Annotated in this window: 11 protein-coding genes; 3 read left to right on the forward strand and 8 right to left on the reverse strand. The window is 66.3% G+C overall.

Annotation, left to right across the window (positions count from 1 at the left end; all coding sequences use genetic code 11):
* Positions 1 to 207: 207 nt before the first annotated feature.
* The 3 genes from ABQU90_RS21960 to glyQ form a co-directional block, all read right to left on the reverse strand.
* Positions 208 to 1,800 (reverse strand): tetratricopeptide repeat-containing sulfotransferase family protein, encoded by a 1,593-nt coding sequence (locus ABQU90_RS21960; protein ID WP_323523300.1) that lies wholly within the window; start codon positions 1,798 to 1,800, stop codon positions 208 to 210.
* Entirely contained in the window at positions 1,800 to 4,037 is a 2,238-nt protein-coding gene (gene glyS, locus ABQU90_RS21965; protein ID WP_323523299.1) for a glycine--tRNA ligase subunit beta, read from the reverse strand. The genes ABQU90_RS21960 and glyS overlap by 1 nt, the downstream gene beginning before the upstream one ends.
* A 186-nt stretch (positions 4,038 to 4,223) precedes the next feature.
* Positions 4,224 to 5,132 carry a glycine--tRNA ligase subunit alpha gene (gene glyQ, locus ABQU90_RS21970; protein ID WP_055846691.1) on the reverse strand — a complete coding sequence of 303 codons (909 nt, stop codon included), beginning with the start codon at positions 5,130 to 5,132 and terminating at the stop codon, positions 4,224 to 4,226.
* A 91-nt stretch (positions 5,133 to 5,223) separates the two neighbouring features.
* On the opposite strand from glyQ, the gene ABQU90_RS21975 reads away from it, so the two are divergent.
* The 3 genes from ABQU90_RS21975 (at position 5,224) to ABQU90_RS21985 (ending at position 9,750) form a co-directional block, all read left to right on the forward strand.
* Positions 5,224 to 7,038, forward strand: coding sequence for a GspE/PulE family protein (locus ABQU90_RS21975; RefSeq protein WP_055846689.1), 1,815 nt, complete (start codon positions 5,224 to 5,226; stop codon positions 7,036 to 7,038).
* Positions 7,039 to 8,040: 1,002 nt separating this feature from the next.
* On the forward strand, positions 8,041 to 8,805 hold the full coding sequence (locus ABQU90_RS21980; protein WP_323523298.1) for a glutamine amidotransferase: 765 nt from the start codon (positions 8,041 to 8,043) through the stop codon (positions 8,803 to 8,805).
* A gap of 45 nt (positions 8,806 to 8,850) precedes the next feature.
* A complete protein-coding gene (locus ABQU90_RS21985) occupies positions 8,851 to 9,750 on the forward strand; it encodes a BPSS1780 family membrane protein (RefSeq protein WP_115514316.1) in 900 nt (299 codons plus the stop codon).
* 418 nt (positions 9,751 to 10,168) lie between these two features.
* Here ABQU90_RS21985 and ABQU90_RS21990 read toward each other — a convergent pair whose 3' ends face one another.
* The 5 genes from ABQU90_RS21990 to ABQU90_RS22010 form a co-directional block, all read right to left on the reverse strand.
* Positions 10,169 to 10,753, reverse strand: a complete 585-nt coding sequence (locus tag ABQU90_RS21990) for a hypothetical protein (RefSeq protein ID WP_349780893.1) — start codon at positions 10,751 to 10,753, stop codon at positions 10,169 to 10,171.
* 30 nt (positions 10,754 to 10,783) lie between these two features.
* Positions 10,784 to 11,521, reverse strand: a complete 738-nt coding sequence (gene tatC, locus ABQU90_RS21995; RefSeq protein WP_055846680.1) for a twin-arginine translocase subunit TatC — start codon at positions 11,519 to 11,521, stop codon at positions 10,784 to 10,786.
* The gene (gene tatB / locus ABQU90_RS22000; RefSeq protein WP_323523296.1) at positions 11,518 to 12,102 is read right to left on the reverse strand and encodes a Sec-independent protein translocase protein TatB; all 585 of its coding nucleotides are present in this window, start codon (positions 12,100 to 12,102) and stop codon (positions 11,518 to 11,520) included. Before tatB ends, tatC begins: the two co-directional genes overlap by 4 nt.
* A 15-nt stretch (positions 12,103 to 12,117) precedes the next feature.
* Positions 12,118 to 12,345: a Sec-independent protein translocase subunit TatA gene (gene tatA, locus ABQU90_RS22005; RefSeq protein ID WP_055846673.1), complete on the reverse strand. Its 228-nt coding sequence runs from the start codon at positions 12,343 to 12,345 to the stop codon at positions 12,118 to 12,120.
* A 72-nt stretch (positions 12,346 to 12,417) separates the two neighbouring features.
* Entirely contained in the window at positions 12,418 to 13,323 is a 906-nt protein-coding gene (locus tag ABQU90_RS22010; protein WP_323523295.1) for a lipid-binding SYLF domain-containing protein, read from the reverse strand.
* Positions 13,324 to 13,348 lie beyond the last annotated feature (25 nt).

The following is a 13,348-nucleotide window of genomic DNA, read 5'->3' on the forward strand; positions in this document are numbered from 1 at the left end:
AACACGTGGGATGAGGGCGCGATGCCCTCACCGCTTGCACGACACGCCGCGCGTCCATCCACGCAGGTTCTTATGGGGCATCCATCCCGCCAACAGCGGTCCCGCAAGCAGCAAGGACATCGCACCTGCCAACGTGGCAGTGGGCTGACGGGGATCAAACAGCAGGCTGCCCACCTGACGGTGAGCGCATTCGCTTGTCAGCTGGGCTTAGCGTGTAGCGTCTGTTTCGATCATGCCCATCTGCAGCAAGGCCTGCCTCAGCGGTTCCAGTTGCGTTGCATAGCGACGCCACGCTTCCACATTGCGCCCATGCACACCCTCGCGTACCTGCACGCTGCTCAGCGTGGCCGACGCTGCTGCATTGCGGGTGATGTCGATCTGCCCTGGCTCTATCGCCAACCCACAGCGCGTCATCAACTGCTCCAGCACCGCAGATGGATCGCGCACCATCTGCGCGTAGTCCACATCGATCACCCGGCCAGGTAGCGCAGCGCGCCACTTCGCCATCAAACCGTGATACGCCTGGTAATGACGCGCCAGTGTCTGCAGGTCGTAGCTGTAAGCATAGGAATCGCCGAACAGCGCGCGATAGTTGGAAAAGCACACTGCCATCGGCTCGCGCACCAGGTGCACGATCAGTGCACCCGGCAACGCCCGTGCGATCGGCCCGATCGCCACTGCATTGGCAGGCAACTTGTCGATATACCAGCGCGCCGCCCCCGCGCGCCACTGGGTCTGCTCCAGATAGCGCTGCCCAACCTGCGCGTAGTCCAGCGTGGGCAGCGCCTGCAACAGGCCCGCATCCAGCAGGCTGCGCCCGGCCTGGTCTGCGCCCCAGCGCAATTGATGACCGAAGTCGCTCAGCTCGCCCGCAGAGACAATCTGCGAATGGTTACCCAGCATGCGTTCGAGCACCGTGGTGCCCGAACGTGGCAGGCCGAGCACGAAGATGGGTTGCGGACCGGGTGCAGCATTAGCCGGCTGGGCCGCAAACACGCCTTGATCGGCCAAGGTGCCCAACTGCGCATACAGCGATGCCTCGGCTTCGGCGTCGTGGCGCAAGCGCGCATGCATGACTGCATTGCCATGCTGCAGCGCCTCCCAGGCGGCATCGGTCTCGCCCAGATCTTCCAGCTCCTTGTACAGCGCGAATGCCAGCCCGGCGCGGTCTTCGCTACCGGGTGCAGCGCGCTGCAACTGCTGGCGCAGTGGCGCGACATGGTTGCTGGTCGCGCTCTGGCGGCGCAAGCGTGCACGCGTCAGCGCCGCACGGCCGTAGCCGGGCTGCTGCGCCAAGGTCTGTTCCAGCGCCTGCGCTGCCGCATCCAGATGCCCGTTGAACTGCAATTGCACGGCAAGGAAAAAGCGGAAATCCGCGCCATCGAATCCGCAGGCCTGCGCGCGCTGCATCATCGCCAGCGCCTCGGGATGTTCGCCCAGGGATTGATGCACATGCGCCAGCAGGGCCAGCGTCGCGCCATCGCCACACTGCACTACCGATGGATGCCGCAGCAGCGCATGCAACGGACGATGTTCGCCAACGCGCAACAGCGCTTGCGCCACACGGCAACGCAGCGCCACATCGTCGCCCAGATCGCGCGCGGCCAAGCGTAGCTGCGTGACCGCCTCGCGCATCTTGCCGTTCGCCAGCACGGTGCCGGCCAACAGCACCCTTGCCGAAACATGCGCCGGCTCCACCGCCAACACTGCCTGCAACGCCGACGCTGCTGCGACCATGTCGCGGCGGGCCAGCGCGTCCTGGGCACGTTGCCACTGCGTCGCGCCGGCAGCGATGGACATCAGCTGGACAGATGCTCGATGGCGGCAACGCTACCGAGGCGGTCGCCGAGCTTCTTCAGCAGCGCCAGGCGGTTGGCACGCAGCTGCGGGTCTTCGGCATTGACCATCACGCCGTCGAAGAACGCATCCACCTGCGGACGCAGGCGGGCCAACCGAGCGAGCACGGCGACGTAGTCGTGGCGGTGCAGTGCATCGCCGGTGTCGCCGATGGCCGCTTCCACCGCTTCGGCCAGTGCTTCTTCGGCCGGTTCGCGCAGCAGCGTGGTGTCGATGTCGCCGGGGATCTCGCCGTCGACCTTGCGCAAGATGTTGCGGATGCGCTTGTTGGCCGCGGCCAGCGCTTCGGCCTCGGGTAGCGTGGCGAAGATGCCGATGGCATCGATGCGGCGGTCGAAGTCGTAGAGGGAGCCGTGGGTCGCGCCCAGGTGCGCTCCTACGAGCCCTGTAGGAGCGCCCTCGGGCGCGACCGAGAACAATGCAGCGACTGCATTGAAGTGCGTTGCCGGTACGCCCTTGTCGGCGTAGTAGCCGCGTAGGCGATCGAGGATGAAGTCGAAGATTTCGCCGTCCTGGCTGGTCTGCGCAAGCGCGGTGTGCGCGTCTTTTTCGACAGATTGCGATAAGGCGGCGCCGGCTTCTTTAGCCTTTGCTACAGCAGTTTCTGTCTTGAGTAAGTGCCGGGCACTTGCTTGGAGATTGATCTGAGTCCTGGCCTCGGCAAGCAATTTCTTCAGATCAAAGTCAAATCCCGACTCAATCACCGTCCGCGCCAAGCCCAGCGCATTACGCCGCAGCGCAAACGGGTCCTTGTTGCCAGTCGGCTTCAAGCCGGCCGCAAAGCCACCGGCCAAGGTATCCAGACGCTCGGCAATCGCCAGCACCTTGCCCAGCGGCGACAACGCAATGTCGTCGCCAGCAAAGCGCGGCTGGTAAGCCTCGTCGATGGCCAGCGAAATCTCGCTTGGCTCGCCAGCGGCTTTTGCGTAATGGCGCCCAGCAATACCCTGCAGTTCCGGGAATTCGTTGACCATGCGCGACTGCAGATCGTTCTTGGCCAACTCCGCAGCGCGGCGTGCCTGCGCCGGGTCGGCGCCGACCTGCGGCGCGATCGCCTTGGCCAGTGCCGCCACGCGCGCCACCTTGTCGGCCACGCTGCCGAGCTTGGCCTGATAGGTCACACCGGCAAGGCCCGCGCCCATCGCTTCCAGCCCCTGCTTGAGGTCTTCGTCGAAGAAGAACTTGGCATCGGCAAAACGCGGACGGATCACCCGCTCGTAGCCCTTGGCCACTTCGGCCACGTCCTTGGACACGATGTTGGCAATACCGATGAACTGCTCGGTCAACTTGCCGCCATCATCCAGCACCGGGAAGAATTTCTGGTTGATCTCCATGGTTTCGATCAGCGCTTCCTGCGGCACCGCCAGGAACGCGCGCTCGAAGCTGCACAGCACCGCCGACGGCCATTCGACCAGGTTGACCACCTGCTCCAGGTTGTCGTCGCTGATGCGCGCGCTGCCGCCGGCCTGTTTGGCGGCCGCTTGGACTTCTTCGACGATACGAGCACGGCGTGCATCGGCATCCACGAGCACATGCGCGCTGCGCAGCGCGTCGATGTAATCGCCCGGCGCGGACAACGACACCTCGCCTTCGTGCATGAAACGATGGCCGCGGGTGATGCGGTCACCCCGCACGCCCAGTAGTTCGGCCGGGATGACGTCGTTGCCGAACAGCAGCACCAGCCACTGCACCGGCCGCGCGAACGCATAGGCATGCGCGCCCCAACGCATCGGCTTGGGGATGGGCATGGCGGCAATCGCTTCGCGCAGGATCTCCGGCAACAGCGCGGCAGTGTGCGCGCCCGGCGTCACTGCGCGATGCACAAAGCGCTCGCCCTTGGCGTCGCTGGTGCGCTCCAGCGCGGTCCAGTCGATGCCAGCCTTTGCGGCAAACCCGGCCAGTGCCTTGGTCGGGTTGCCATCGGCATCCAGCGCGATGTTGAGATACGGCCCCAGCACTTCGGAGCGCTGTTCCGGCTGTTCGGTAGCCACGCCCGGCAGCAACACCGCCAGGCGGCGCGGGGTGGACAGCGGCTTGGCATCGCCACGGGTGACCGCGACGCCGCGCTTCTCCAGCCCGGCCAGCACGCCATCGAAGAACGCCTGCGCCAAGCCCGGCAGCGCCTTGACCGGCAGCTCTTCGGTGCCCAGTTCGATCAGCAGGGGGTGCATCTGAGTCATTGCGTCGGACCTTGGTTTTCCCTTCGTTCGTCAACCGACGAAAGGTGGCTTGATGATGTCCTTCCCCCGCAAGCGGGAGAAGGTGGCGCGATGCGCCGGATGAGGGGTGTAAGACGGCGGCGAAGGCATGCTGCCCCCATCCGCCCTACGGCCACCTTCCCCCGCCAGCGGGGGAAGGCAACAGCATCAGCGTTTGACGCCAGGAAACCCCAGCTTCTCGCGCTGCGCGTGATACGCCTGCGCCACGCCCTGGGCCAGCGCGCGCACGCGCAGGATGTAGCGCTGGCGCTCGGTCACACTGATCGCGCGGCGCGCATCCAGCAGGTTGAACGCGTGGCTGGCCTTGGTCACCTGCTCATACGCCGGCAGCGGCAGGCCGACCTCGATCAGGTGCTTGGCCTCGGCTTCGCAGGCATCGAAGCGGTGGAACAGCTCTTCCACATTGGCATGCTCGAAGTTGTAGGCGCTCTGCTCCACTTCGTTCTGGTGGTAGACATCGCCATAGCTCACCGGGCTGCCGTCCGGGCCGTAGGTCCACACCAGGTCGTAGACGTTGTCGCAGCTCTGCAGATACATGCACAGCCGTTCCAGGCCGTAGGTGATCTCGCCGAGCACCGGCTTGCACTCCAGCCCGCCGGCCTGCTGGAAATAAGTGAACTGGGTCACCTCCATGCCGTTGAGCCAGACTTCCCAGCCCAGGCCCCAGGCGCCGAGCGTGGGCGATTCCCAGTTGTCTTCGACAAAGCGCAGGTCGTGCACCAGCGGGTCGATACCCAGCGCCTTGAGCGAGCCCAGGTACAGGTCCTGGATGTTGTCCGGGTTGGGCTTCATCGCCACCTGGTACTGGTAGTACCGCTGCAGCCGGTTGGGATTTTCGCCGTAGCGGCCGTCGGTGGGACGGCGCGAGGGCTGCACGTAGGCCGCATTCCACGGCTCCGGGCCCAGCGCGCGCAGGAAGGTGGCCGGGTGGAACGTGCCCGCACCCACTTCCAGGTCCAGCGGCTGGATCAGCACGCAGCCCTGATCGGCCCAGTACTGGTTGAGAGTCTGGATCAGGCCCTGGAACGTGATTGGAACGCGGCGGGAATCGGACATGCAGCAGGGGCCGTGCGAAAGGGGTGCGCTAGTATACCGGCCCACCCGCAGCGCTTTGCCGCGGGAGCATCGCGGCAGGGGAACCACCAGCATGGAACAGCGGCGCAACGCCGACCCGGACAGCGCAGCGACGATCCTGCCGCGCGGCCGGCTGATGTTCGACCCGGTGGCTGCTGCATTGCTTGCCGATGGCATGGTGGTACCGCACGAACACGAACGCGTGCAGTTCTCCGCCGCCGGCGTGCGCAACGCCAGCGAAGTGCATCCGCTGGTGCTGCTGGCCAACCTCAAGCTGCATGCCGCGCAGGCGCCAGCCGGCGAGCTGGGCCTGGAGCGGCTCACCGAATGGATGGCCACCCGCACCGGGCTGCGCTATCTGCGTATCGACCCCACCCGCATCGATGTGGCCGCCGTCACCGGCGTGGTCTCGCATGCCTACGCGCGCCGCCACCGCATCCTGCCGCTGGCACTGGATGCCGAGCGCGTGCTGATCGCCACCAGTGAGCCGCTGGCGCTGGAGTGGCTGGCCGACGTGCAGCACCTGAGCCGCCGCCGCATCGAGCTGGCGCTGATCAACCCGCTGGACCTGCATCGCTACACGATGGAGTTCTTCGGCGTGACCCAATCGGTGCGTGGCGCGCGTGGCGATGCGCGCAGTGCCGAGCCGGGAGCGGGCCTGCCCAGCTTCGAACAACTGGTGGAACTGGGCCGCGCCGGCGACGTCAATGCCGACGATCATCACATCGTGCATATCGTCGACTGGCTGCTGCAATACGCCTACGAGCAGCGGGCCAGCGACATCCATCTGGAGCCGCGCCGCGAAGCCGGGCGCATGCGCTTCCGCATCGACGGCGTGCTGCACAAGGTGCTGGAAGTACCGCCGTCGGTGATGACCGCCGTGGTCAGCCGCATCAAGGTGCTCGGCCGCATGGACCTGGCCGAGCGCCGCCGCCCCCAGGACGGCCGCATCAAGACCCGCTCGCCCGGTGGGCGCGAGGTGGAAATGCGTCTGTCGACGATGCCCACCGCGTTCGGCGAAAAATGCGTGATGCGTATCTTCGACCCGGATTCGGCGTTCAAGAGCATCGAGCAACTGGGTTTCAGCCCCGAAGAAGCCGCCGGCTGGAGCGCGCTGGTCGAGCGCCCGCACGGCATCGTGCTGGTGACCGGCCCCACCGGCTCGGGCAAGACCACCACGCTGTATTCCACGCTCAAGCGCCTGGCCACACCGGATGTAAATGTGTGCAGCGTGGAAGACCCGATCGAAATGATCGCGCCAGAATTCAACCAGATGCAGGTCCAGCAGAACATCGACCTGGATTTCGCCAGCGGCGTGCGCACGCTGCTGCGGCAGGACCCGGACATCATCATGATCGGCGAAATCCGCGACCTGGAAACCGCGCAGATGGCGGTGCAGGCCTCGCTCACCGGGCATCTGGTGCTGTCCACGCTGCACACCAACGATGCGGCGTCGGCGATCACCCGTCTGCTGGATCTGGGCGTGCCGCATTACTTGGTGGCCTCCACGCTCAACGGCGTGCTGGCACAGCGCCTGGTGCGCACGCTGTGCGTGCACTGCAAGCGCCCGCACACGCTCAGCGACGACGACTGGGCGGCGATCCGCGAACCGGGCGAAGCGCTGCCGGAGACGCTCAATGTGCACGCCCCGGTCGGCTGCCTGGAATGCCGCCGCACCGGCTATCTGGGCCGCGTCGGTCTATACGAATTGCTGCCGGTGAGCCCGCGGTTGCGCAGCCTGATCCGCGCCGACACCGACCTGGCCAGCTTCAGCCAGGCCGCCCGCGGCGACGGCCTGCGCACCCTGCGTCGCACCGGGCTGGAAAAGGTCGCCGCCGGCCTGACCACCATCGAAGAAGTGCTGTCGGTACTGCCGCCGCGCGAATAGGCGGGTGATCGCCAGCGACGCAGGTCGTTTGTGCATGTTCGGGAGCAGCTGCGCCGATCCTGGGCAGACCGACGGCGGCATTGATGGGCACGTGCGAGCGTGAGGACGCGGCATATCGCCAGCGACGCAGGTCGTTTGTGCATGTTCGGGGGCAGCTGCGCCGATCCTGGGCAGACCGACGGCGGCATTGATGTGCCCGCCCGAGCCGAGGACGCGGCATCCCGCATGCGGATATGCACTCTGCTAACCGCACTCACGCATGACCGCCACCTGGTGTGAGGGCGTTTAGGCCACGGCACTCAACCAGCAAGAACGAGCCCCTACACAAAAACTGGCCGACACCCGTTACAGCCCCGACGCACATCGCTGGCGAAGACGCTGCCACGCCCTGGGAGCAGACGTGACAACACTCCGTCGCTGTCCCGTTCCTAGCGCCCAAGGCACGCTCCGACTACCACGCTGAGGGCGCTGCAGCGGTCCAGTCGTGTGCTGCCGCCGATCATCGGTATCGCCCGATCACTTCGCTGAAGAACGCGCTGCAACCATGGCGCTGAGGAGTGCAGCGCCATGGTTGCAGCGCGTGTGAGCGCCCCAAGACATGCTCCGACGGCAGGCTTGAGTAGGCTGCGGCGGTCCAATCATGCTCCGCCTGCCGGCCTGCCAAGATCGGGACGGGCCGACCATGCCGCTGACCAACGCGCTGAAACACCCAGGGCTGCGCCTTGCAGCGCCCCGTCCGTCTCCCGTTCAAGCGCCCCACGGCATGCTCCAAGTGCAAAGGCGATGACGCTGCGGCAATCCAGTCGTGGGCCTGCCTGCCGATATCGATGATGTGCGATGGCCGCCAGCCACCACCATCGCCATTCCATCTACCCGTCCGCGAGGGCATCAGCACATGGCAATCGGCAATCACGCACAGCGTCCGCAGTGGGTCCTGGCTTGAAAAAAACGCGCCACTGCCGCCTACAATCGGGGGCATCTGTCGTGTCCGGGTTGTCGCGCATGTCCGTTTTGCCGTTCCTGATCATCGAAACCGGTCACCCTGTGCCGGAGATGAAGCGATACGGCCGCTTTCCGCACTGGATCCGCGTGGCGGCCGGGCTGGCCGAACACGAAACCGTGGTGATCGATGTCGCCAATGGCGACGACCTGCCGGACCGCGGCCGCTTTGCCGGCATCATCATCAGCGGCTCGGCCGCCTTCGTCACCGACCGTGCCGACTGGAGCGAGCGCAGTGCCCACTGGCTGCGCGACGCCGCCCATGACGGCAAGCCGTTGCTGGGCATCTGCTACGGCCATCAGCTGCTGGCCCACGCGCTGGGCGGCGAAGTCGACTACAACCCGGCCGGCCGCGAGTCCGGCACCATCGCGCTGGAGCTGCACCCGCCGGCCGAACAGGACCCGTTGTTTGCAGGCCTACCGGCGCAGTTCCCGGCCCATGCCACCCACCTGCAGACGGTCGTGCGCGCGCCGGACGGTGCCATCGTGCTGGCGCATTCGCGTCAGGACCGCTGCCACGCCTTTCGCTGGGGCCGCGCCACCTGGGGCGTGCAGTTCCACCCGGAGTTCGCCACCCACCATATGCGCGGCTACGTGCGCGCGCGTGCCGAGTGCATTGCCCGCCACGGCCACTGCGCCCGCACGGTCGCCCGCGAGGTCACCGCCGCCCCGGTCGCCCGCAAGCTGCTGCGCCGGTTCGTGCATCACGCCCGCGGCCTGCAAACAGTGAACGCTCATCCCGCCGCGCACACGCAAAAGCAGCGATAATCGCGTTACGCCGGATGGTCCGGTGCGTATCGATCCGGAATGGGAATGAGCGAAATTCGCAAGGTGCCGGCGTCTGCCGGCGCAGAATGGCTGTTGACCGGTTTCTCGCTGCTGAAGCGGGCGCCGCTGGCGCTTGGCTCGCTGGGAGTGATCTGGAGCGTGGCCGCCTCGCTGGTGGTGTCGCTGTCGGTACTGGTGCCGCTGCTGGGCCCGGCACTGCAATTCCTGCTGGTGCTGGCCGGCCCGTTGTTCATGGGCGGCATGCTGTGGGCGATCCGTGAGGTCGACGAGGGCCGCATCGCCAAGCCATCGCACCTGCTGCATGGCCTGCAGGACGGCCGCGCGCCGCATCTGCTGGTATCGCTGCTGCCGCAGCTGATCGCCGGCCTGCTGCTGGGCGTGCTGCTACTGGCGATGATTGGCGCCAACGGGTTGCAGCAGTTGTCCGAGGTGATGCTCAAGATCAACCAGATCAGCCAGTCCGGCGCGCAGCCGGACCCGGTGCAGATCGAGCAGCTTGCCGCCAGCCTGCCGGCCGGGCGCATCCTGCTGTGGCTGCTGCTGACCATCGCCACGTTCGCGGCGATGACGCTGGCGCTGTTCGTGATGCCGCCGCAGGTGATGTTCGACCGCAGCACCGGCGGCCACGCGCTGCGCGAAAGCCTGCGCGCCAGCCTGCACAACCTGCCGGCGATGCTGGTGTTCTTCGTGCTGGCCTTTATCGCCATTTTCGCGATCTATTTCGCGGTGATGATCGTCGCGCTGATCGTCGGCCTGGTGGCCGGGCAAACCGTAGCGATGTGGCTGGCGCAGCTGCTGCTGATGGCGGTGCTGATGCCGGTCTTCGCCGGCTCGGTCTACGCCGCGTGGAAGCAGATGTTCACCCACGAAGGCGCCACCGCACAGCCCACCCCGCCCTCGCGCCCGGACGTGTTTGCCGCCTGATCCCTCAGGATCGTAGGAGCTCACCTGGGCGCGACGAGGCCTTCCTGGTAACGCCCGTCGCGCCCAGGTGCGCTCCTACGACGTTCGATCGGTCTGCGCAGTGTCGGTCCACCTGATCGAGCCCACGCCGCCCTCGCGTCCGGATGTATTGCCGCCCGATCCCGCAGAACCGTAGGAGCGCACCTGGGCGCGACGAGGCTTTCCCGGTAACGCCCGTCGCGCCCGGGTGCGCTCCTACGACATTCGATCGATCTGCGCAGTGTTGGCCCATCTGATCGAGCTCCGCCGCCCTCGCGTCCGGATGTATTGCCGCCCGATCCCGCAGAACCGTAGGAGCGCACCTGGGCGCGATGAAGCTTTCCGAGGAACGCCAATCGCGCCCGGGTGCGCTCCTACGATGTTCGATCGGTCAGTCCGTCTAGTCGAGTTCCACGCGAACGATCGCAATGCAGTCGGGTATCTCGCCGAACGGCAGTGCATGCGCAGCAAACACGTTCTCGTAAAAGGTCACCTCTGCACCGGAGCGCGTTGCGCGCAGGTGCCCCACGCCGCTGAAGGACGTATTGGCGTTTTCTCTCAAGGCTGCATGACGGCCGTGGTAGAGACTACTCGCCGCCTTGCCGGACGTATCGATGCGGACTGTCAGCTCGCCATACATGGCGCTCAGGAAGTCGTGTTGTTCGGTACCGAACAACTGGAACGGATCGACGGTGTTGTGAATCAGCAACACCGTCGGCATACCGGCACTGGCAGCCACACGCAGCTGAGCCCGCGCCTCGGAAATCTTCTGGCGCACGTGCCAACCGATCGTCCTGGACCATCCGCCATTCGGATCGATTCCGCGCGTACTCTCAATCTGCTTGATCTCCACCGCAACCACCGTGCTGCCAAGCCACACGTGATAATCGGGCGTGCGGGTGGATGTCTCGGCAATTCGCTGACAGTCCAGCCGATGGTGCGCGCAGAAGGTTTCGAACACCTGCTCTGATACGGTTCTCTGCATTCCCAAACCAGCCCGGGGACTTTGCGCAGACTAAGCGCTCTTCGGCACCACAGCGCGCGAGGCGATGATGCCCAGCTCGTAAAGCAGGCACATGGGGATGGCCAGCATCAGCTGCGAGACCACGTCTGGCGGGGTGAGTACGGCGGCCAGGATGAAGATGCCGACGATGGCGTAGCCGCGGCCTTCGCTGAGCTGCTTGGGCGTGACCCAGCCCATCAGCACCAGGATAACCAACGCCACCGGCAACTCGAAACTGGCACCGAAGGCGAAGAAGATCGCCAGCACGAAGTCCAGGTACGAGGTGGCGTCAGGAGTAATCGCGATCACGTCCGGCTTGAACGTGGTCAGGAAATGGAACACCGCCGGCAACACCAGGAAGTACGCAAACGCGCAGCCGATGTAGAACAGCGCCACCGCCGAAGCCAGCAACGGAAAGGCCAGTTTCTTCTCGCGCTGATACAGGCCCGGGGCCACGAACGCCCAGGCCTGATACAGCAGCCACGGCACGCTGAAGAACACCGCCACGAAGAAGGTGAGCTTGAGCGGGGCGAAGAACGCGCCGGCCGGATTGACCGCAACGATGGTCTGCCCCAGCGGCAGCTGCGAGACCAACGGTGCGGCCAGCCAGGAGTAGATCGCGCGCGAGAACGGCAGCAGCGCCAGCAACACCACGCCCAGGCCGATCAGTGCGCGCACCAGACGGGCGCGTAATTCGACCAGGTGCTCAATCAGACTGCTTTCGGCCTGTGCGTCGTCGAACAGGCTCAAGGCGCCTTCTCCTGGGTGCTGCTAGTTGCGGTCGTTGGCGCGGTCGCGCCCTGCGCGTTCACCGGCATGGAGGCCAGGCTGCCGTGCGGTGCCGGCACCAGCGTCTGCCGGGGCGCCGGTGCAATCGGCTGCGCCTGGGCGATGACCGGGGATGGCCCCGGCACATGCGTATGCGGTTGCACGCTGCCCGGCGCCAGCACCACCGGCGCATCGGCGGGCAGCTCCAGCGGTGCGGCCACCGGAGTGGCGCTGGTGCGGATGTCGATATCGCGGCCGACCTCCTCGTGCAGGCCGCGTGCCTGCTCATGCAGACCGCGCGCACCGTCTTCGACCTGCTGCTGGGTGTTGCGCAATTGCCCTTCGGCTTCGCGCAGCGAGGCCTGCACGTCCTGCAGGCTGCGCTTGAGTTCGTCGGCTTCCAGCTCGCGTTCGAGCTCCTGCTTGACCGAATCCCACTGCATGCGCGCACGGCGCACCCACAAGCCGGCAAAGCGCGCGGCCTTGGGCAGGCGCTCGGGGCCGAGCACCACCAAGGCGACAATCGCAATGAGCGTCAGTTCGCCAACACCTATGTCAAACACCGACGCTGCTCCGGATCAGCGCGCGTCGCGGTCGCGTTCGGCCTGCGCCTCACGCGCCTGCTCGGCAGTGCGGGACTCGTCGCCGAGCTTGCTGGCCGGCTTGTCTTCGTCGTGCATGCCTTTCTTGAATTCCTTGACCGCGCTGCCGAGATCCTTGGCACCGCTGGTGAGACGCTTGGTACCGAACACCAGCAACACGATCACCAGCACGATCAGCCAGTGCCAAATGCTGAAACCGCCCATGATCTGCTCGCTTGCTGAAAAGAAGGAAGACCCAGGATACCCCAGCGCACCGCGCAGGGGGATGACAGCGGCTTAGCGGTTGCCGTCTAGTGATTCGGTGCGGATTTCGCCATCGGATACCGACTGGAACCCCTGCTGCGGAGGCGGCGTGGTGCTGGGCTGCATCGGGACCGTGCTGGCCTCGTTGGCCGGCGGCGGCGGGGCCGATTGCGCTGCCGGGGCCACGCTAGGCGCGCGCGCCGGCGGTGGCGGCGCGGTCTCGTCGCTGTCGCCATCGCTGCTGCGATTGGCGCGCGCGGTGTAGGTGACCTCTTCCAGACGGTCGCGGAAGGCGATCACGTCGGTGGACGGGCGCTCGTTGGTGCGACCTTCGAAGATCATGCGCGGGGTGGCACCGCCGCCGTACGCGTTGAGGTCGGCGGCATCGTCGATCTGCAGCACCGCACCATCCAGCGCGACGCCGGCGAACAAGCCGCGGGCGCGCGACCACGACCAGATTTCGGCCTTGAGCTGGCCATCGGTGGCGGCGGCGGCGTTGCGGCCCACCGGGCCTGCGGCCACGCCGGCATCGGCGCCGAGAGTGAACTTGCCGTTGACGATGTTGTCCAGGCTACGGTCGTTGCGGAACACCAGCACCACGTCGGAGGACTGCACGCCGGCCTGGAAGCCGATGCTGCCGCCGGTGAGCTTGACGAACACCGGCTGCGACCAGCTGCCGTCGGCGTTCTTCATCGACATCAACCCGTGGCCGCGGCGGCCGCCGATCACCAGGCCGGCCTTGAGCGTGTCGGGAATGACCACGATGGCGCGCGCCTCGTCGAGCAGTTTGTCCGGGATGGACTGCTCGGGAATCTTCATGATCTCGTTGAGCACCCGCACTGCGTTACGCGCACGCTGGTCCTCTTCCGGGCCGGCGACGGCGTGGCCGGCGGCGAAGGTCAGCGAAAACAACAGGGCCAGACGCGACAAACGAGGCATGACAAGCTCCAAAGGACGATCCGTC

This window comes from Xanthomonas sp. WHRI 10207, from assembly GCF_040202975.1.
Lineage (GTDB): Bacteria > Pseudomonadota > Gammaproteobacteria > Xanthomonadales > Xanthomonadaceae > Xanthomonas.